This window comes from Prevotella micans F0438 (assembly GCF_000243035.1).
Taxonomy (GTDB): Bacteria; Bacteroidota; Bacteroidia; order Bacteroidales; family Bacteroidaceae; genus Prevotella; species Prevotella micans.
The window spans coordinates 588,545-609,117 of the sequence record NZ_JH594522.1; the positions used below are offsets into that span (position 1 = coordinate 588,545).

Genomic DNA, 20,573 nt, shown 5'->3' on the forward strand with positions numbered 1-20,573 from the left:
AGATTTTACCGGACTTGTAGCTCAGTTGGTTAGAGCAACAGACTCATAATCTGGAGGTCATAGGTTCAAGCCCTATCTGGTCCACAAAAAAAAGAGCTTTACACATATTTGTAAAGCTCTTTTTTTATTTTCATCATTTTGTATGATATTCTCCGATATACCAGCAGTGCATTATGCATTCGCACGATCGTATAAACGTCGAGACACCACCCTTGCGTATTTATAAAAATGTAGAGGAATATCGCATTCCAGAGATAATATGGCATTTGATATTCATATCGAGAGATAATCCTCGAGAAAGAGAAGGTTTAGAATCCTTAAAAGCCACGCAGGAATAGATTTTTCAACATACCTTTGGGCTAGCATTCTATGATTCCTAATACTATAAAATAGAGTTCATGACATCATCCAATAACAAATATTGCTTGATTCTCGCCGGAGGGAAAGGACGCCGACTGTGGCCCGTGAGTCGAGACAAACGACCGAAACAATTCATCGATTTCTTCGGGACAGGACGAACACAACTCCAACAAACGTTCGATAGATTCCTGAAAATCATCCCACAAGAAAACATATTTATCAATACCAGCGAGCCATATCTCGACCAGATTCGCGAACAACTCCCCGAGGTCGAACTGGAGAACATCATGGTTGAACCAATCCACAGAAACACAGCGCCGAGCGTGGCCTGGGGAGCCTTCAGAATAGGAAGAATCAATCCAGATGCCACGCTGATTGTAACACCCTCCGACCAGAACATCTTCAACGAAGATGCGTTCGACAAAAACGTGATGGATGGACTTGATTTCGTGGCACGAAACGACTGTCTGCTCACCATGGGCATTAAACCGACAAGAGCCGAACCTGGATATGGATATATTCAGGAAGGCGCACTCTCGGAAATCAACGGAATATCAAAGGTTAAAGCTTTCACCGAAAAACCAAATCGCGAATTTGCAAAAATGTTCATGGAGAGCGGAGAGTGGTATTGGAACACAGGACTCTTTCTCTCGAATGTGCACTATTTGATTGAATGCCTATACAAGTTCCTACCCGATTTTCTGCGTAAACTCAAAAGCAAACAAAACGAAGTGACAATTGAAGAGGAAAACGAGTTTGTAAGACAAAATTTCCCATCATTCCCGAATATTTCAATAGACTATGGCGTGCTGGAAAAATCGGACAACGTGTTTCTTATGAAATGCAACTTCGGTTGGGCCGACTTCGGAACATGGCACGGAATATATGAGGCTGTAGCACGGAATCACGAAGATAATGTGGTTATCGATTCCAATGTTATGCTCGAAAACTCAAAGAATAACATTATAAAACTATCCGGGGGAAAGCTCGCCGTTATCAACGGACTAGAAGGCTTTATCGTGGCTGAAGAAGATAATGTGCTACTCATCTGTAGAAAGGAAGATTCGTCGGCCCTCATACGTAAATATATCAACGAAGTACAGATGAAACACGGCGACAATTTCGTGTAGGACTGAGCACAGCACAGTATCGAAGAGTTATTCGGAATTAAGCATTACCTTTGCGCGTAAATGATAGAAGAATCGATACATATTAGTTCAAGGTTATCTTTTGAAAACCGAATCGACTTCAGGTAACATCGAATAAACAAACAAATGTCCTGCATCTTAAACATCGAAACAAGCACCACCACATGCTCTGTTGCCTTGAGTGAAAACGGCGCCTGCATCTTCGCAGAAGAGAATCAGCAAGGACCCAATCACATCGAGATACTTGGCACGTTTTTGGACGAAGCCCTATCGTTTGCCGACAATCACGCCATTCCGGTAGACGCCGTTGCCATTAGCTGCGGACCTGGGTCATACACCGGATTACGCATAGGCATCTCGATGGCAAAAGGAATATGCTTCGGACGGAACATCAGGCTAATTGCTGTCCCGACACTCGAAGTACTTTGTATTCCGGTGCTACTGGAAGAAGACGAGCTGAGCGACAACTCTCTCCTTGTTCCGATGCTAGACGCCAGGCGAATGGAAGTCTATTCAGAGATCTTCAACCGTAGTTTAAAATCAATTAAACCCATAAGTGCCGAGATAATCAACTCCGAATCTTATCGAGAATATCTAGACCGTGGACCGGTATATTTCTTCGGAAACGGAGCCAGCAAATGCAAAGGCACGATCAATCATCCCAACGCCCGGTTCATTGACAACATCAAACCATTGGCCAAAAATATGTTGCCGCTAGCCGAAAAACGAATGGCAATAGAACAATTCGAAGACGTGGTCTATTTTGTACCGCTCTATCTGAAAGATTTTGTAGCCAAACAACCCAGGAAATTACTTTAAAACAACAGACAACACGATGAATATAGAAGGATTAGACTACAACACACAACGCGAATATCTGGTTCTGCCCGAATATGGACGCGAAATACAGAAGATGGTCGACTACGCCATTGAACTCCCCACGAAAGAAGAGCGTCAACGCTGTGCTGAACACATCGTAGCCACCATGGACAGAATGAAACAACAAAATAGAAACAACGCCGACCATATACAGAAGCTATGGGATCATCTAGCAATAATGTCACACTTCGAACTCGCAATCGATTATCCGTACGATGTGAGCGGAGCAATGAAAATCGGCGATAAACCAGAGCCAATGAATTATCCTATGAATCAAATCCCAGTGCGACACTACGGATGGTTACTGTTCGAACTCTTCGACAAGCTCAAAACTATAGAACCCAGTGAAGAGCGCAACTACCTGGTTAAGCTTGTTGCCAACCAAATGATGCGCTGTCTAATAATATGGGGGCATGGTTCGAAAGACAAGGAAATAGTAGCATCGGATTTAGCTAAATTCACCGACGGCAAAATACAACTTGACCTCGAAACTTTCAAATTTGAAAAATTCAATGAGCGCGAACTCATTCAAAACACTAAGAAAAAGAAATAATCCACAATGGAATCATTCATCATCGACGGTGGGCACCGACTCAGTGGCTTCATTGTTCCGCAAGGCGCAAAAAACGAAGCCTTAGAGGTTATTTGTGCAACATTGCTTACAGACGAAGAAGTTATTATTAGGAACATTCCGAACATTCTCGATGTAAACAACCTCATTCAACTACTGCGCGACATCGGCGTACGAGTGAATCGACTTTCTAAAAACGACTATTCATTCAGGGCAAACAACATAAATCTCGACTATCTTACAAGCAAAGAATTCGTGGAGAATTGCTCGTCACTGCGAGGAAGCGTAATAATGTTCGGGCCACTACTCGGGCGATTCGGACGTGCTACCGTAGCTAAACCAGGAGGAGACAAGATTGGTCGACGTCGCCTTGACACACATTTCCTCGGATTCAAAAGTCTCGGAGCGCAATTCGTTCATTCGCCTGAACGCGACATCTACGAACTTCGAGCCGAACGTCTAAAAGGAGCTTACATGTTGCTAGACGAAGCATCCATAACAGGAACGGCCAACATCATCATGGCCGCCGTGCTGGCCGAAGGAACAACAACAATCTACAACGCCGCCTGCGAACCCTACATACAGCAACTCTGTCGCCTACTAAACGCGATGGGTGCGCGTATTAGCGGCATTGCCAGTAATCTCCTCACAATCCATGGAGTGGAGCAACTTCACTCCGCAGAACATCGTCTTCTGCCCGACATGATTGAGGTGGGATCGTTCATCGGAGCGGCTGCGATGATGGGTGACGGAGTGAGAATCAAAGACGTTTCGATTCAAAACCTCGGTATAATTCCCGACATGTTTCGCCGACTGGGAATCAAAATTACCGAAGAAAATGACGACCTCATCATTCCCCGTCAAGAGCACTATGTCATAGAGTCATTCATCGACGGTACGATAATGACAATCAACGATGCTCCCTGGCCCGGTCTCACACCCGACCTCATCTCGGTTCTGCTCGTCGTTGCAACACAGGCGCGTGGCAGCGTGCTGTTCCACCAGAAGATGTTTGAAAGCAGACTCTTTTTCGTAGATAAACTGATTGATATGGGCGCACAGATAATTCTCTGCGACCCGCATCGCGCTGTTGTCGTGGGGCATGACCGCACACGTACCCTACGTGCAGGTCGGATGTCGAGTCCCGACATCCGCGCCGGAATAGCTCTACTCATTGCTGCACTATCGGCCAATGGAACCAGTAGGATTGATAACATTGCACAAATTGACCGCGGATATGAAGACATAGAAAACCGCCTGAACGCCCTCGGAGCAAGAATCAAACGACAGGAAATTTGTTAACACTCGCTTTCAAGATGATCAAAAAGGAATATGTTTATAAGATTGGGATCTTAGGAAAGCCACACGGAGTGCACGGAGAATTGCAGATGCAGTTCTCCGATGATATTTTTGACCGTACCGAAGCTACTTATCTCATCCTCGACATAGAGGGTATACTAGTTCCGTTCTTCATGGAAGAATATCGTTTCCGTTCAGATACAACAGTATTGATGAAGTTCATTGATGTCAATACGAAAGAAGCGGCGCAGGAGTTAACAGGAGTAGAAGTTTATTTCCCGCGGAAAGCCATCCATTCTGAAAACCAAGATTTCAATTGGGTGCAGCTCGTTGGATTCTCCCTTTTGAACGCCAATGATAAAGTAATTGTAGGCACGATAGCATCGATAAACACCTCGACAGCCAACTTCCTCTTCGAAGTAGATAAACCCGCTAGCGACCGGTTGCTCATCCCGGCAAACGAGGAACTAATCACAGAAATCGATTCAGAAGCCCGAACCATAACCGTCGACATTCCCGATGGATTGCTCGACCTTTAGAAAATAACAAACTAATGAAACAACAGATTTGCATTCTCGGCTCAACCGGAAGCATCGGTACACAGGCGCTCGAAGTGATTAGAAATCATGCTGACTTGTATGAAGTCTACGCCCTTACGGCCAATAATCGCTGGCAGGAATTGGCCATGCAGGCACGACAATTCCATCCTGCAGCGGTTGTCATTGCAAACGAGGCACATTATGATGCACTAGCAGACGTCCTAGCCGATCAGCCGGAAATAAAAGTATATGCCGGAACCAAAGCCTTGGAAGAAATAGTAGAAGCCGAGCCCATTAATGTGGTTTTGGCCGCCATGGTGGGCTTTGCCGGACTAGTGCCTACGATTCGAGCCATCAAAGCCCATAAAAAGGTATGTCTGGCCAACAAGGAAACTTTGGTAGTGGCCGGTCAGCTCATCATGCAATTGGTTGAACAATATCACGCTACCCTACTGCCGGTCGACAGCGAGCACAGTGCAATATTCCAAAGTCTTACGGGCGAAGGAACTAACGAAATCGAAAAGATTCTACTCACATGCTCCGGCGGTCCGTTTCGCCTTTACACCCACAACCAACTACAGGCCGTACGTGCTGTAGACGCCCTCTATCATCCCACATGGACGATGGGCCCGAAGATAACCATCGACTCTGCTACGCTCATGAACAAAGGTTTCGAAGTAATCGAAGCCCGATGGTTGTTCGACGTACCGTCCGAGAAGATTCAGGTGCTCATCCATCCGCAATCCATCGTTCACAGCGCGGTGCAGTTCTGCGACGGCGGAATAAAAGCCCAACTCGGCGTGCCCGATATGCGGTTGCCCATTCAATATGCCTTCTCCTTCCCCGAAAGGCTCACACTCAACACCCCGCGGGTTAATTTATTCCATCAGCCGCTCGAATTTTTCGAACCCGATACCGAACGATTCAAATGTCTCACCCTGGCCTACGATGCGATCGGCAAAGGCGGCAATATGCCATGCATTCTCAATGCAGCCAACGAGGTGGCCAACGAGGCGTTCCGCAACGCGCAGTGCTCGTTCCTTGCAATTGCCGACATCATCGAACGAACAATGCAGAGTGTCACCTTCGATGCCTCACCCGACCTCGACGTCTACCTGCAAACCGACGCCGAAGCGCGCAGAATGACTGCCGAGAGTCTGTGACATACAAACAACCACGTTATTTTTGGTCGCGCAAGCCCGCTGGCACAAAACACAGAACATAACAACAACATAAACAACAAAAAAGAATATAATCAATGGAAACATTCCTCATCAGAGCGCTCCAATTCATTTTGGCAATCTCTATCCTGGTGCTCCTACACGAAGGTGGACATCTGTTTTTCGCTAAACTATTCGGCGTGAGAGTCGAAAAATTCTACGTATTCCTAGATATCTCCATCGGAAAATGGAAAGGAAGCCTATTCAAATGGCGCCCCCGAAACAGTAAGACAACCTACGGAATTGGATGGCTGCCACTAGGAGGATATTGCAAAATATCGGGTATGATAGACGAAAGCTTCGACACCGAACAAATAGCCAAAACCCCCAAACCATGGGAGTTCAGAACAAAACCCGCCTGGCAACGACTCCTCATCATGATTGGCGGAGTGATGGTGAACTTCCTACTGGCATTCGCCATCTATGCAGCTATAATGTTCAACTGGGGACAAACATACTACAAGGTGTCCGACATGAAAATGGGCATGCGCTTCAGCACCGAAGCCAAAACAATTGGGTTCCAAGACCACGACATTATGCTCGGAACCGACCAAGGCCAATTCAAGGAATATCTCAACGTGAACGGCGACTTCTTCAGACAAATAGCACAAGCGAAACGAGTGGATGTGCTCCGCAACGGAAAAAAAATAAGCATAACAATGCCCGGAAATCTCGACATGCTCGCCATGATTAAAGAACGCCCACTGTTTGCCGAACCCTACATTCCGGCACGAATAGACAGCGTGCTCAAAGACGGAATAGCCATGAAAGCCGGAATCAGAAAAGGCGACCATATCCTTGCGCTCAACGGAAAGAAAATAGAAACCTGGACCGATTGGAACTATCAAATCGGAATACTCAACGACGTTATGACCGTCAAGAAAACCACACGTGATTCCTTGACCATACGCAAAGCCATTCTAGTAGTAAGCCATACCAGCAACCACAAAATAGATACACTACGAATTACCCTCGACCCCGAACTCAAACTCGGAGTAACCCAAAGCAACCTGGCATCCTACTATCAGCCAACCGTAGAGCACTACACATTCCTAGAAAGCATACCAGCCGGATTCAAACACGGCATAAACATACTTGGCGGATACGTAGGCAACTTCCGCTACCTCGCATCGGCCGACGGAGTGAAAAGCATCGGCGGATTCGGCTCTATCGGAGGCCTCTTCCCACCATATTGGGACTGGTATATGTTCCTCAACATGACTGCACTGCTGAGCATCATCCTCGCCTTCATGAACATCCTCCCCGTGCCGGCCCTTGACGGCGGACATGTAATGTTCCTCCTTTACGAAATGATAACCCGGCGCAAACCATCCGAGAAATTCATGGTTCGAGCCGAATACATCGGCATAACCCTCCTCATAATCCTCATGATTGTGGCTAATCTGAACGATATTCTGCGTTGGCTCAACGTGATGTAGAAAAATAAAAACCAACTCAACAATATCAATGTCATTGAATTTCGAAGGCATCATCCTTGCCATATGTACATTCCTCATTATTGGCGTGTGCCATCCGTTAGTCATCAAAACCGAATATTATTTCGGAACCAAGCCATGGATAATCTTCCTCATCGTCGGTCTATCATTCTGTGGGGCCGCATTGTTTGTGCAAAGCCTCTTCTGGTCGGCCTTGCTTGGTGTAGCCGGCGCCTCACTTCTATGGGGAATCGGCGAACTGTTCGAACAGAAACAACGCGTTAAAAAGGGATGGTTCCCGATGAATCCAAAACGGAAATCGGCCTACGAAGACCACACAGAATGAAAACAATCCTACTCATGGTCGGGAAAACGCATAGTCGCATGTTCGAGTCAGCAATAAACGATTATGCCAAACGGATTGCCCACTACATGCCTTTCTCGACCATCGTTGTCCCCGAACCTAAGGATACCAAAAACCTATCGGAAAATCAACAAAAAGTCCGCGAGGCTGAACTTATCCTTAAAGAACTCCAACCGCAGGACGTCGTGGTCCTACTCGACGAGCATGGCCGTCAGTTCCGCTCAACCGAGTATGCCACTTGGCTCATCTCGAAACAGCAAACCGCACGTCGCCTGGTGTTCATCATCGGCGGTCCCTACGGTTTTTCCACCTCCATATACGAACGCGCCACCGAAAAGATTTCCCTCTCTCGAATGACATTCTCTCACCAAATGGTTCGCCTTATTTTCGTCGAACAACTCTATCGTGCCTGCACAATCATCAAAGGCGAACCCTATCACCACGAATAATTTTCTAATGACCAACTTGCGGGATGAAAATAAAAAAGAGGCCGGCCCAAATGAGGCCGGACGCAAAAAATGCATATGAATACAACAGTAGAAGTTTCTAATTATTTACCGTTCCGCCAACAATGTCGAGCAGCTCGGAGGTGATAGCAGCTTGGCGCGACTTGTTGTACTGCAACTTCAGATTCCGAAGCAGTTCATCGGCATTGTCGGTCGCCGTTTGCATCGCCACCATGCGGGCGGCATGCTCGGAGGCGTTACTGTCCAAAAGAGCCGTATAGACCATGAGATGCAACTGACGTGGAATGAGTGATGTGAGAACCTTCTTGAGACTCGGCTCGACGATAAAGTTATCGTTGAGAGGCCTCAAATCTTGCAAGTTCTTTTTCTCTTCGGATTGCTGACCGTGCTTCTTCAAATAATCTTGCGATTTCTTCGTTGCGACAATCGAAGTGAGTTCGCGCTCTTTATTTTCAGTGAGCTCGGCTTCTAAGTCGATTGGCAGTAAGGTTTTGCGTGTGAGAATCTGCGAACCGGCACTTTTGAAGTGATGATATATGAGTTCAACCTTGTCGACCTCACCTTCCATCCATAGCCTTTGAACTTCGACTGCTATTTCGCGACATATTTCAGAGTTTGGCTTGTCAGCCAGTGAGAGATATGTTCCAGCACTCCACATACCCATCTTCTCCACCTTTTCAGCAATCTTCCTCCCGATGGGATAGATGATTATATCGTCTTTCGTAAGGCCTTTTGCATAATAATCCTCAATGACTCCCTGGGCGGTTTTAATGATGTTTGCATTGAAACCACCACAGAGTGAACTATTTGATGAGAACACAACGAGTGCAATACGATTCACGGGTCGCACAACATCAAAAGGAGTATTCGAATCGGATGTCGAAATCAGGAAAGTTTTCAGAATGTGTTCGAGCATATTCTCGTATGGAAGCATATTCTCTATAGCTACTTGAGCATGATGCAACTTGCTTGAAGCAACCATTTTCATAGCACTAGTTATCTTCCTAGTGCTGTTGACACTGGCGATGCGTGTTTTAATTTCTTTTAATGAAGGCATTGTGTTGTCGGGATTATTTATATTGGCCTGTGACGTTTTCCATCACCTTCTCTATCTGTTTCGTATCCTCTTCGAGGAGCTGTCCGGCAGCCAAGCGTTCAATAGTTTCGTTGTGTGCAGAACGCATAGTTTCCAGGAATTGGTTTTGGCACTCGCGCACTTTTTCCACAGGGACGTCGTGCATCAGTCCGTGCACACCACAATAGAGAATGGCAATCTGCTCACCTACACTCATAGGGGTATATTGGGGCTGAATAAGCAACTGATTATTCTTTCGACCACGGTCAAGAGTCATGGCAGTTACTTTGTCCATATCCGATGAGAACTTAGAGAATGCTTCGAGCTCGCGATATTGTGCCATATCGATTTTCAAAGTTCCGGCCACCTTCTTCATACTCTTAACCTGAGCCGACCCACCTACACGCGAAACGGATATTCCAACGTTGATGGCTGGGCGGAATCCTTGGTTAAAAAGATCACTCTCTAGATAAATTTGCCCATCGGTTATAGAGATGACGTTCGTGGGGATATAGGCTGACACATCGCCGGCCTGTGTTTCAATGATTGGCAACGCTGTTAGAGAACCACCTCCACGAACATGCCCTTTCATACATTCTGGCAGGTCGTTCATCTGTTCGGCAATTTCCTGCTGGTCGTTGATGCGTGCTGCACGTTCAAGCAGACGAGAATGCAGATAGAATACATCCCCAGGATAGGCCTCGCGTCCGGAAGGACGACGAAGAATGAGCGACACCTCGCGATATGCAACAGCTTGTTTCGAGAGATCGTCGTAAACAACCAGAGCCGAATATCCACGGTCACGGAAGTATTCGCCTATGGCTGCTCCGGCAAACGGAGCATAGTATTGCATGGCTGCCGGGTCAGCTGCTGTGGCGCTAACAATAATCGTATAAGGCAATGCTCCTTGGTCTTTCAACGTTTGAACGAGATTTGCCACGGTTGAGGCTTTCTGTCCGATAGCCACGTAGATACAGTAAACCGGTTTGCCTTGTTCATAGAAACTCTTCTGATTTATGATAGCATCTACGGCAATAGCAGTTTTTCCCGTCTGACGGTCGCCGATTATGAGCTCGCGTTGTCCTCGGCCGATAGGAATCATGGAATCCACTGCTTTTAACCCTGTTTGCAGAGGTTCTTTTACGGGCTGACGGAAGATAACTCCAGGTGCCTTACGGTCGAGTGGCATTTCAAATGATTCGGTCAGGTCAATATCACCCTTTCCATCTATCGGCTGGCCAAGCGGATTCACAACTCTCCCAAGGAATTTATCGTTTACTCGGATGGATGCGATTCGATGTGTGCGCTTGACACTCTGACCTTCTTTGATGCCTGCTGTTGAGCCAAGGAGAATACAACCGACATTATCTTCTTCGAGATTCATCACGATGGCCATTGTTCCGTTCTCAAATTCCAGAAGCTCGTTGGCCTCTGCATTCCGTAGTCCGTAAATACGTGCAACGCCATCGCTAACGGTAAGTACCGTTCCGATTTCATCAAACTTCTCTTCCGAGTTGATGCCTTGCAATTCTTTTAGAAGAACTTCTGACACCTCACTTGGTCTTATTCTTTCTGACATGTGAATTTCTTATTTATTTCTTTAATTGTGTGAGGATGGAATTCAGTTTAGCCTTCACGCTGGCATCTAGTCTGTAGGTGTCGTATTCCAGAATGAAACCGCCAATTATGTCTGGGTCAATCTCTGTATTAAACTCTACAGAACCTTTTGTTCTTGCCTGTACCATGGTTTCCATTCGTTTTTCCATAGTCGAAGACACCGGTGTAGCCGTCGTTAACTTTCCGCTAATTAAATTCTTCTGTTTTCTATAAAGCGTGATATAAGAGGCGGCCATGAACTGAAGCATTCCCTCTCTGCCCTCTCGAAGAACAAGTGTGAAGAAATCCCTTAGAAGTTTGCTGAGCTCTTTGCCACATGCCGTTTCCAGGAGTTCTTGTTTCTTGTTCTTAGGAAGCATTGGATTATCTATCGTTAAGCGTAATTCAGGTATCTGAATAAAGCTATTGGCGAGCGTTTGCATTTCTTCATAGACTCGCTGCTCTTGTTTCTGCTCGGTAGCAGCCTTCAAAAGCGCTCTAGCATAGCGAACCGATATTACACCTAAATCCATAAGCTATTATTTACTATCGTTATTTACAGTAGAAGAAACGTCATCCAGTAGTCGGTCAATAAGTTCCATCTGCTTACCATCATTTGAAAGCTTCTCATGCAGAATCTTTTCTGCAATCTGAACACTGAGCTCAGCAACCTGATTACGAATATCACGAATAACATTCTGTTTCTCGGCCTCAATCTCAGCTCTGGCTTCGGAAACGATTCGAGAACTTTCCTCTCGAGCTTTTTCTTGCGCCTGTTCTACAATGGTGTCACGCGTTGCAGAAGCCTCTCTGAGAATGGAGGCTTGTTGCTCACGTGCTTTTTGCATGATGGATTCACTTTCTTTTTGAATATTGGCTAACTTCTCGTTTGCTTCATGTGCTTTACGAAGACTGTCGTCTATGTAGGCCTTGCGGTCTTCCACCATCTTTACAATAGAAGGGAATCCCCACTTCCATAAGATGAAGAAGACGAGTAGGAAGACGAGCGTCATCCAAAAGAGTAGTCCGCCACTAGGAATTAATAAATCCATACACTGGTTTTTGTTCTTTCAAAAATAGAATTAATAAGGATGCTAAAAGGTTTGCATGATGTAAGAGGGACCTCTCTCAATAGTATCCTCAAATCATCATATAGAGCCCCAAATGAAATATGGCATGGGCTATACTTCTAACATCATTCTTCTTTACATAACTATCGCAAGAATTGCAATGATGAGAGCAAGGAAAGCTGCTCCTTCAATAAGAGCTGCGGCAATAATCATCGATGAACGAAGATCGCCGATTTTCTCCGGCTGACGAGCCATTGCATCCATAGCTTGACCGCCAATACGACCAATACCTATACCTGCACCGATAGCAGTTATACCTGCGCCGATAGCAGCGCCAAACTTTGCGAGAGCAACCTCTGCTAATAATAATGATAACATAGTTCTTAACTTTTAATTTATTATTGATTTTTGTTTTCTATCTACTGATTGGGGATTATTAATTATCAAGCTCTGTGCTCGCGTACATGCGCTAATGATATGAACACGGCGCTAAGCATAGTGAACACTAAAGCTTGGATATAACTTACAAGAACCTCTAGCAACATCATAAACACACTCATTGCTATACTAATAACGCTCATTGCCGAACCTGCAAGCCAATTGACTAATACGCTGTCTGCTATACTGAACATAATGAATATGATTGCTGCGAAAGATAATGCTATCGCATGACCAGCTAGCATATTGGCAAAGAGTCGGATTATGAGTGCTAATGGTTTAGTGAAGATGCCGAAGATTTCTATGATTTGCATCAATGGAACCGGGAGTTTCAACCATGTCGGTACTTCCGGCCAGAATATCTCTTTCCAATAAGTACGAGTTCCGGTTATATTGGTGATAAGAAATGTGCTCACTCCAAGGAAGAAAGTACATGCAATATTGCCTGTTAGGTTTCCGCCACCCGGTGGGAAAGGAACTATTCCCATTATGTTAGCCACGAAGATAAAGAAGAAACATGTGAGTAACCATGGAGCATATCTAGGAGCTTCATCGCCTAAACAAGCCTTTATAACATCATCGTATATGTTCATAATAAACATATGCATCAAGCCAGTGAATCCTTTCGGAGCAGGATCGTCTAATTTATGCTTCTTACACCAGCGTGCGGGAATCAGAATAATCAAGAGCAATATAATTGCATCTATGAAAAGCACACAAACCGTTTTAGTAATCGACAAGTCTAAAGGAATTATCTCCTGTCCACTTATCTTTTCAACTATCTTATTCGGATTATCCTTAGCCTCACTATCCTTTATAACCAGATTATAAGGTCCGGGGCGATCACCATTTGCATCTCGTTCTTCTGAAAATTGCTCACTACTGAAGATGTGCCAACCTGTACTTGTTTTAACGATTATGGGAAGATGTATAACAACAGGATGATGATGATTCTCATCACCAAAATCAGTTATGTGCCACTCGTAAGAGTCTTTTATGTGTCCCCACAAAATGTCTTTCACATCCACATTTGCTTTCTTCGACATATCCCGACCCATAGCCGGTGGAGCTGCCACAAAAAGCACAAGCAACATGAAAAACAATTGTTTGATACGTTTCATATCTTCCTGTTATTTATTTTATTATTCTTTTCCACCGTGAAAAAATATATGTTGTCGAAGACCATTATAAATAGATAGAAACCTGAGAAAACTCCAACAAACTCAATCATTGATGAGCGGTCGTGTCTTAAGACAAATACTCCGATAATTATTACTGCTAATGCCAGAAACATTCGAACGAATGATGCCGACAAATAGAACTTGGTTAGACTCGAAGGAGATTTCAGAGCTATATATTTCCAGGCCTTGCCATAACATAAACTTGTAATAAGACAGAATAGGGAGCTTGTTATTATTGGATATATAAAGAATGAGCGAACAGTAATCTGCGTTATCAGAAGCCCCAACAAAGTCAGTCCGAGGATAATCCACAGACTATACTTTTGATAGCGACGTTCTGTTTTATCAATGCTACTTTTCATTCTTTATATTAAGAATTACGAGACTAATCGTTCTTTAATTCTACGCAAATGCTAACCTCGTTTTTCTGAACTTCGACAAAACCTCCAAGAACATGGCACAATTTACTTTCTTCGCCAATCTTATAAACCACTCTACCTTCCGAAAGTGTGGATATTATCGGAGCATGATTATTGAGGATTTCGAATTCTCCAAGTTCGCCCGGAACCAAAACACTGTCCACTTCTCCAGTGAAGATTATCTTCTCGGGCGAAACTATTCTAAGTCTTAACATCTCAATCTCTATCCTTTTGCAGCTTCCAGAAGCTGTCTACCTTTTTCTTTTGCATCTTCAAGCGTACCTACATTCAGGAAAGCCTGTTCGGGAAGGTCGTCTACTTCACCGTTAAGAATCGCGTTGAATCCCTTTATGGTCTCTTCAATTGGAACCATAACTCCTTTTACACCGGTGAATTGTTCGGCCACCGTGAACGGTTGCGAAAGGAAACGTTGCACACGACGGGCTCTATTAACAACAAGTTTATCTTCGTCTGAAAGCTCGTCCATTCCCAAAATTGCAATGATGTCCTGCAGTTCATTGTAGTGCTGGAGAAGTTGCTTTACGCGTTGGGCGCAATCATAGTGTTCCTTGCCGACAATCAACGGGTCTAATATACGTGAGGTACTTCCAAGCGGGTCTACAGCAGGGTAGATTCCCAGCTCGGTTATCTTTCTACTCAATTCTGTCGTAGCATCCAAGTGTGTAAAAGTTGTTGCTGGAGCTGGGTCGGTAAGGTCATCGGCCGGAACATATACGGCTTGCACCGATGTGATGGAGCCTTTCTTTGTAGAAGTAATTCGCTCTTGCATAGCTCCCATCTCACTTGCTAGGGTGGGTTGATAGCCTACAGCCGACGGCATGCGTCCCAGCAGAGCCGAAACCTCTGAACCGGCCTGGGTGAAACGGAATATGTTGTCGATGAAAAACATTATATCGGCCGGCTGACCGTCTTTACCTCCATGGTCGCGAAATTCTTCGGCCACCGTTAATCCCGACAGAGCCACCGATGCGCGGGCTCCGGGAGGTTCGTTCATCTGACCATAAACAAGTGTTGCTTGCGACTTTTGCAACTCCTCACGGTCGATTAGCGAGAGGTCCCATTTGCCTTCGTCCATTGCTTTACGGAATTTCTCGCCATAACGAATAACTCCCGACTCAAGCATGTCGCGTATCAAGTCGTTACCTTCGCGGGTACGTTCTCCAACGCCGGCAAAGACCGAATAACCATTGTGTCCTTTAGCAATATTGTTGATGAGCTCCATGATGAGCACGGTTTTTCCTACACCGGCACCACCAAAAAGTCCGATTTTTCCGCCTTTCATATATGGTTCCAGAAGGTCGATAACCTTTATACCCGTTTGGAGCATCTCTTTCTGTGTAGAAAGTTCGTCGAACTTCGGCGGTTCACGATGGATGGGATATGCGCCTTCCATATTCAGAGGCTCCATACCGTCAATAGGTTGTCCTATCACATTCATCATGCGGCCTTTAATTTGTTCGCCCGAGGGCATTACAATCGGGCTGCCGGTTGGAATCACTTCCAAATCGCGTTGCAATCCTTCGGTGTTGTCCATTGCGACACATCTAACCGTGTCTTCACCGATGTGCTGCTGCACTTCGATGATGAGATCTTGCTCATTCGGACGTTTCACTCTAAGTGCCTCGTAAATCTTGGGCAATATTTTCTCCGGTTCTTCGCCTTTCGTATCGAAATAGACGTCTATAACCGGGCCAATAATCTGAGAGATACGTCCATTTATCTTTGACATAAACTTCTATATTTTGTATTTATATTATTCGAATTACTATATGCTGAGTTCGTCGAGCACTTGTATGAGCTTCTTGTCTATGGGCTTATCTGGCCTTATTGCTTCCGACAGGGGAACATAAACTACCTCGTTATTACGAACGCCAACCATTATGTTTCGCTGTCCTTGCATTATGGCTTCGATTGCGCCTACACCTGTGCAGCTGGCCAGAATTCGGTCGCGTGCTGAAGGTCTACCTCCGCGTTGCAGATGTCCCAGAATCGAAACACGTACATCGTAGTCGGGAAATTCTTTGCGAACGCGTTCAGCGTAATACATTGCCCCGCATTTCTTGCTCTCCGAAACAATCACGATGCAGCTCTTTTTCGATTTGCGAATACCACGTTCCATGAATCGTGCAAGCTGGTCGACATCTGTTGAGTCCTCTGGAATTATTGCTGCTTCGGCACCGCTGGCTATTGCCGAGTTTTGTGCTAGGAAACCGGCATCGCGCCCCATCACTTCAACGAAAAATATTCTTTCATGACTTTGCGCTGTGTCGCGTATGCGGTCAACGCATTCCATAATTGTATTCATCGTTGTATCGTAGCCGATGGTATTGTCTGTGCCGTATAGGTCGTTGTCTATCGTACCCGGCAAACCTATGCAGCAGAAATCGAACTCTTCGCCGAATTTCATTGCTCCCGTCAGCGAGCCATTTCCGCCGATAACCACCAAGGCGTCTATGCTTTCCTTAACCAGGTTTTCATAGGCTTTTTGCCTTCCTTCTACTGTTAGGAACGACTTTGAGCGAGCTGTTTTCAGGATGGTTCCACCTTGTCCGATGATACCGCTGACATTCTCTGTTGTGAACGGTTTCATTTCGTTGCTCACCAATCCTTCAAATCCTCGGAATATGCCTTTTATTGAGAAGCCATTAAATATTCCGGCGCGTGTCACGGCTCTTATGGCCGCATTCATGCCCGGCGCATCGCCTCCAGATGTGAGAATTCCGATTGTTTTTATTCTGGGCATAATTACTTTTGTTTAAAGCTTTGAAAGCTCACTTGTTTAGCCGGCAGCAAAGTTAACAACTTAAAAATCCATGTGCAACAGATAGATTGTAAAAAGGCAAATTACTTGAATTGGTTAGACTTGTATGGCTTGACAAGATTTGTACGGTTTCTATTCGCCAGGGCAATCTCCCCGACTTCGTGAGAATTATCTATACCGCAGACCCTCTCAACCTAATCGATGCCCACTCGGCCGATAGGCCGCATGTAGGGACAGGATAATTTCTCTTAAACCGAGTCCATGATATAATAAAACGGCAAGCCCTGCACGCATCCATCTCGGAGCGTGCAGGGCTTTTGATTGATATATAAACGAATTTCTCTTATACCTGGTCTTCGCCGGGGTCTTCCTCGCGCCCGGGTTTGGGAGTATCTCCTCCGCCGCCGGGTTTCTTGGGGTCATTCGGCTTCTTGGGGTCATCGGGTTTCTTGCCACCGTCATCCGGCTTTTTACCGTCGCCTCCGCCGGGCTTTTTCGGGTCGGAGGGCTTTTTACCTCCGTCGCCGGGTTTCTTTCTCGGCACGATGCTTTGTTTGTTCATCGTTTTGAAGTCGGCGAACGTTTTGTTGATGATGTCGATGAGCCCTTTTATCAGTTCGCGTTCGGCATCGGTGGCGGCGAAGAGATAGGAGGCGTAGATCTGGTCGGCGATGGAGCTCCATACGGCGTCGGTTTTCGGGCGTGCCATGCGGGCGGTGGGCAGCTTTGAGGCTACGGCGGCGTCGCGACGTTGAAGGCGCAAGGCGGCGAATTCGTCGTTGAGCGTGCGCAATCGTGTAAGGGTTACACCAAGATTGAGTATCATCAGCTCGGCGGATTGCTTTTCCAGGTCGCGAAGCAGTCCGTAGACGTGGCCCGTTTCTTCTTCCACGGCTTCGGTTTGGATGCCTGTGTAGGGGTTGATGATGAGGCCCAGCACTTCGGCGGCACCGCGCTCGGCGGTCACGGGCGAGAATTTGTGGTGTTTAATCACGCCGAAGAGGAACTTGAGCACTTCGTCGCGCTCGCGGTCTTTTTCGTTCAGGCGTTTTGAGAGCGGCGAGGCGGTCACTTCGCGGTTGATGTCTTCTTCCAGGTCGATGCACTGTTTCCATTCCTTGAGCATCTCGTCGGTGATGTGGAGTTTTTGTTTGTCTACGCCCGTCACTTTCGTGTACAGCGAGCGATGATACTGCATATGGAGCACGTTGTTGAATGAGGCACCGTAGTCTCCGATTTTGATTTTCTTTTCCATAGTTTTTTTGATATTTTATTGAACGATGATATTTCGTGGCTGAACAAGCGGCTTGTTTGCGCTTGTTCGCTTGTAAACGACCGAACAAGCGGCTTGTTTGCTCTTTTTCATTTGTAAACGACTGAACAAAGCCGCTTGTTTTTGCTTTTTCGCTTGTAAACGGCTGAACAAGCGGCTTGTTTGCTCTTTTTCGCTTGTAGACGACCGAACAAGTCGCTTGTTTGCACTTTTTCGCTTGTAAATGACCGAACAAGCCACTTGTTTGCTCCGCTGGCACCTTTTGGCCCCGTTGTCACTTGACAATAACTCCGCCCCGGAGGGCAGAAGAACTGCCAAAAACGTTTTCCCCGTTAGAATTCTACGAATGGGAGCACACAACCATTCGTCATCGTATTCCAACAGTAGCCTGTATAGACTTTAGAACCAATTGGGGGATCGTTTTGAAAGAACATATACGCGGGGCGGTAATCTAGATTTCCATGTATTTGTGTACTTGAAAGAAAGAAGTGTTGATCCATCTGGGTCATAGAAGGATTTGCTGCCTTCACGATTTGGGTAAACTTGTCTGGTAAACCTGCGGGAAAACCTCCTTTGTAATGAGGAGAAACAACCTCACTAGTTGTAAATGTAAGCGGAGTAAAGCCAATGGTTTCTGCAAGCTTCACCAACTGCCCATAAGCCGGCAGGAACCATTGGCCGACATTAGCACCGGTGACGGTGACGCCGGGATTGTGATGTGCAGCCAAGTAAAAAGCCGGATAGACAACAGGCTCATTGGAACGGACGATACCTTGCAGATTGGGAGAGTAAGTCCAATTGTAGCCGTTCATGTCGGCAGCGGCCTCCACCATATTTGTGGGTGAGGGGCTGACATTCTCCTCAATGTGGTCACCGATATTCTTCCAGCAGCTCTTTCCAATGTGGCCCAATTGATTATATTCATACCATCTTAGAGCACATGCCAAGCCGGCCTCAGTATTGGTTTTTTCACGTGCCACAACACCTATCGGGGTGCGGGTGCCTTTGTCAGCCAGAACGCCCACGGTTCCGTCTTGGAAAAGATAGAGCGCGGAGGGCTTCAACTTGATGTTGCAGGTGTAGGATTTGTTTTCCTGTAACTGACTGATGGCGGTGAGGGGGAATGATTTGCCGGCGAGCGATTTGCCGTAGATGGTTCCGCCGTCGATGGTGAATTGGGCATTCGAACCGCTGATATCGCTCGTTAAATAGCGATAATCTGTGGTGCGCTTTATGACTTGTGTGTATGCGGAGGGGGTGACTGCACTTTCGGCAAAGGTGTAGGTGCCGGAAGTAAAAGCTCCTGGAATTGAGCCGAACCATCGCCCTTCCATATCAAAATAAGTTGTGGCGGCAATATTCGTGAAAGAAAGTTTGCCGGTGATACCTTGACCCTCGTTAGTGTAAGAGGTGATTTGGAAACGAACGCGCGATGAGTTGCGATGCTTCATAACAAAAGGAACTTCAGTCATTTCACCGCTAACCGCCATTGAGGTTACGCCAATCATCGGATTGTCTTTGTCGTTATAAAGGGCGAAGGAGTCGCCATGATAACCGTGAACTATTTTAGAGATAGCATCGTTTACACAAATAAATGTGTAGGTGTCGGGGGCAAGTCGCATTTTAGGAGAAGTAGCATCGCGGACGAATTTGTTCCCCTGTACGGTACCCGAAAGCTTGGCCAGGATTGGGGCTGATGTACCCGGCGGAGTAATGCCTGTAGGTTTTGTTACATAAATGGTGTAGTGCCCGTCGGCAATTGCGGCGCGAGTTTGAGCGGGCTGTTCTTGAGCGTCTTCGGTGAGCGACACCTCGGCTGTGATTCCGTCGCCGAGGTCGACGATTTGCGGAGCCTGGGCTGCGCGGGTTGTTGAGGGCGCCTCGGGTTCGAACGGCTCCTCGGTGATGGTGATGTTTTCAATCTCAACGGTTTTCTTCTGCTCGTTTTCGATGTTCTCATTGCCTGTGCAAGCAGCCAAAAGAAATGCGGCGCCGACGGCAAATAATATTTGCTTGATTTTCATTTCTGCGTGTTTTTTAATGTGTTGCTTTAAATTGTTTCCTCGCCAATCTCTATTTCCTCGTCTTCCCATTCCTCCTCGGTTGAACCGGGAACTTGTGGAACAACGGATGTTTGGCAAATAGACAGCTCGTCTTCAAGTTCGACGATGCTCGTTTCGGGCCGCACATAGAGGCGGCGTTTAAACTCTACTTTCTTCATTTTGTTTATCCTTATTTTCTTTGATTAAATCGTCGTTATTTCCCTCTTGCAGCTCTTGACAAAAGGGCATGAAAAGTGGCACGGAGAATCCTCTCGGAATCCCCGTGTATGCTGGGCTAACGGCACGCTTCGCGCGCGCGTAAGCGAAAGAAATTTTTGTGTTACTAGAGGCTAGATGCCTGTGTGTGTGTGTGTGTGTGTGTGTGTGTGTGTGTGTGTGTGTGTGTGTGTACGT

General features: G+C 46.2%; 22 protein-coding genes and 1 tRNA gene. 10 read left to right on the forward strand and 13 right to left on the reverse strand.

Annotated elements, in window-relative coordinates; genetic code table 11:
- The first annotated feature begins 10 nt into the window (after positions 1 to 10).
- The 10 genes from HMPREF9140_RS06920 to rlmH all read left to right on the forward strand — a co-directional run bounded on the left by HMPREF9140_RS06920 (position 11) and on the right by rlmH (position 8,265).
- Positions 11 to 84: transfer RNA gene (locus tag HMPREF9140_RS06920), tRNA-Ile, on the forward strand.
- Positions 85 to 398: 314 nt separating this feature from the next.
- Entirely contained in the window at positions 399 to 1,490 is a 1,092-nt protein-coding gene (locus HMPREF9140_RS06925; RefSeq protein ID WP_006952924.1) for a mannose-1-phosphate guanylyltransferase, read from the forward strand.
- Positions 1,491 to 1,634: 144 nt separating this feature from the next.
- On the forward strand, positions 1,635 to 2,327 hold the full coding sequence (gene tsaB / locus HMPREF9140_RS06930; protein WP_006952925.1) for a tRNA (adenosine(37)-N6)-threonylcarbamoyltransferase complex dimerization subunit type 1 TsaB: 693 nt from the start codon (positions 1,635 to 1,637) through the stop codon (positions 2,325 to 2,327).
- 16 nt (positions 2,328 to 2,343) lie between these two features.
- Positions 2,344 to 2,940 (forward strand): DUF4290 domain-containing protein, encoded by a 597-nt coding sequence (locus tag HMPREF9140_RS06935; protein ID WP_006952926.1) that lies wholly within the window; start codon positions 2,344 to 2,346, stop codon positions 2,938 to 2,940.
- A gap of 6 nt (positions 2,941 to 2,946) precedes the next feature.
- Entirely contained in the window at positions 2,947 to 4,260 is a 1,314-nt protein-coding gene (murA, locus tag HMPREF9140_RS06940) for a UDP-N-acetylglucosamine 1-carboxyvinyltransferase (RefSeq protein WP_006952927.1), read from the forward strand.
- A gap of 14 nt (positions 4,261 to 4,274) precedes the next feature.
- Entirely contained in the window at positions 4,275 to 4,796 is a 522-nt protein-coding gene (gene rimM / locus HMPREF9140_RS06945; RefSeq protein ID WP_006952928.1) for a ribosome maturation factor RimM, read from the forward strand.
- Positions 4,797 to 4,810: 14 nt separating this feature from the next.
- Positions 4,811 to 5,959 (forward strand): 1-deoxy-D-xylulose-5-phosphate reductoisomerase, encoded by a 1,149-nt coding sequence (locus tag HMPREF9140_RS06950; RefSeq protein WP_006952929.1) that lies wholly within the window; start codon positions 4,811 to 4,813, stop codon positions 5,957 to 5,959.
- Positions 5,960 to 6,054: 95 nt separating this feature from the next.
- Positions 6,055 to 7,455, forward strand: coding sequence for an RIP metalloprotease RseP (gene rseP / locus HMPREF9140_RS06955; protein ID WP_006952930.1), 1,401 nt, complete (start codon positions 6,055 to 6,057; stop codon positions 7,453 to 7,455).
- Positions 7,456 to 7,483: 28 nt separating this feature from the next.
- Positions 7,484 to 7,798, forward strand: coding sequence for a DUF4491 family protein (locus tag HMPREF9140_RS06960; RefSeq protein WP_006952931.1), 315 nt, complete (start codon positions 7,484 to 7,486; stop codon positions 7,796 to 7,798).
- Positions 7,795 to 8,265 carry a 23S rRNA (pseudouridine(1915)-N(3))-methyltransferase RlmH gene (gene rlmH / locus HMPREF9140_RS06965; RefSeq protein WP_018571841.1) on the forward strand — a complete coding sequence of 157 codons (471 nt, stop codon included), beginning with the start codon at positions 7,795 to 7,797 and terminating at the stop codon, positions 8,263 to 8,265. The genes HMPREF9140_RS06960 and rlmH overlap by 4 nt, the downstream gene beginning before the upstream one ends.
- Positions 8,266 to 8,362: 97 nt before the next feature.
- Here rlmH and HMPREF9140_RS06970 read toward each other — a convergent pair whose 3' ends face one another.
- The 13 genes from HMPREF9140_RS06970 to HMPREF9140_RS10600 form a co-directional block, all read right to left on the reverse strand.
- Complete coding sequence (locus HMPREF9140_RS06970) at positions 8,363 to 9,340, reverse strand: F0F1 ATP synthase subunit gamma (protein WP_006952933.1); 978 nt, start codon at positions 9,338 to 9,340, stop codon at positions 8,363 to 8,365.
- A gap of 13 nt (positions 9,341 to 9,353) precedes the next feature.
- Positions 9,354 to 10,937 carry a F0F1 ATP synthase subunit alpha gene (gene atpA / locus HMPREF9140_RS06975; protein ID WP_006952934.1) on the reverse strand — a complete coding sequence of 528 codons (1,584 nt, stop codon included), beginning with the start codon at positions 10,935 to 10,937 and terminating at the stop codon, positions 9,354 to 9,356.
- Between the two features lie 13 nt (positions 10,938 to 10,950).
- The gene (locus HMPREF9140_RS06980; protein WP_006952935.1) at positions 10,951 to 11,487 is read right to left on the reverse strand and encodes a F0F1 ATP synthase subunit delta; all 537 of its coding nucleotides are present in this window, start codon (positions 11,485 to 11,487) and stop codon (positions 10,951 to 10,953) included.
- Between the two features lie 6 nt (positions 11,488 to 11,493).
- Complete coding sequence (atpF, locus tag HMPREF9140_RS06985) at positions 11,494 to 12,006, reverse strand: F0F1 ATP synthase subunit B (RefSeq protein ID WP_006952936.1); 513 nt, start codon at positions 12,004 to 12,006, stop codon at positions 11,494 to 11,496.
- Between the two features lie 153 nt (positions 12,007 to 12,159).
- Positions 12,160 to 12,402, reverse strand: coding sequence for an ATP synthase F0 subunit C (gene atpE, locus HMPREF9140_RS06990; protein ID WP_006952937.1), 243 nt, complete (start codon positions 12,400 to 12,402; stop codon positions 12,160 to 12,162).
- 65 nt (positions 12,403 to 12,467) lie between these two features.
- Entirely contained in the window at positions 12,468 to 13,583 is a 1,116-nt protein-coding gene (gene atpB, locus HMPREF9140_RS06995) for a F0F1 ATP synthase subunit A (protein WP_006952938.1), read from the reverse strand.
- Positions 13,580 to 14,005: a hypothetical protein gene (locus HMPREF9140_RS07000; protein ID WP_006952939.1), complete on the reverse strand. Its 426-nt coding sequence runs from the start codon at positions 14,003 to 14,005 to the stop codon at positions 13,580 to 13,582. Before HMPREF9140_RS07000 ends, atpB begins: the two co-directional genes overlap by 4 nt.
- Before the next feature lie 23 nt (positions 14,006 to 14,028).
- A complete protein-coding gene (gene atpC, locus HMPREF9140_RS07005; protein WP_006952940.1) occupies positions 14,029 to 14,277 on the reverse strand; it encodes an ATP synthase F1 subunit epsilon in 249 nt (82 codons plus the stop codon).
- Positions 14,278 to 14,285: 8 nt separating this feature from the next.
- Positions 14,286 to 15,812 (reverse strand): F0F1 ATP synthase subunit beta, encoded by a 1,527-nt coding sequence (gene atpD, locus HMPREF9140_RS07010; protein WP_006952941.1) that lies wholly within the window; start codon positions 15,810 to 15,812, stop codon positions 14,286 to 14,288.
- Between the two features lie 36 nt (positions 15,813 to 15,848).
- Complete coding sequence (pfkA, locus tag HMPREF9140_RS07015; RefSeq protein WP_006952942.1) at positions 15,849 to 16,826, reverse strand: 6-phosphofructokinase; 978 nt, start codon at positions 16,824 to 16,826, stop codon at positions 15,849 to 15,851.
- Positions 16,827 to 17,187: 361 nt separating this feature from the next.
- The gene (locus HMPREF9140_RS07020) at positions 17,188 to 18,099 is read right to left on the reverse strand and encodes a DUF6261 family protein (protein WP_006952943.1); all 912 of its coding nucleotides are present in this window, start codon (positions 18,097 to 18,099) and stop codon (positions 17,188 to 17,190) included.
- Positions 18,100 to 18,449: 350 nt separating this feature from the next.
- The gene (locus HMPREF9140_RS07025) at positions 18,450 to 20,141 is read right to left on the reverse strand and encodes a hypothetical protein (protein WP_006952944.1); all 1,692 of its coding nucleotides are present in this window, start codon (positions 20,139 to 20,141) and stop codon (positions 18,450 to 18,452) included.
- Positions 20,142 to 20,167: 26 nt separating this feature from the next.
- Positions 20,168 to 20,338: a hypothetical protein gene (locus HMPREF9140_RS10600; RefSeq protein WP_006952945.1), complete on the reverse strand. Its 171-nt coding sequence runs from the start codon at positions 20,336 to 20,338 to the stop codon at positions 20,168 to 20,170.
- Between the last annotated feature and the right edge of the window lie 235 nt (positions 20,339 to 20,573).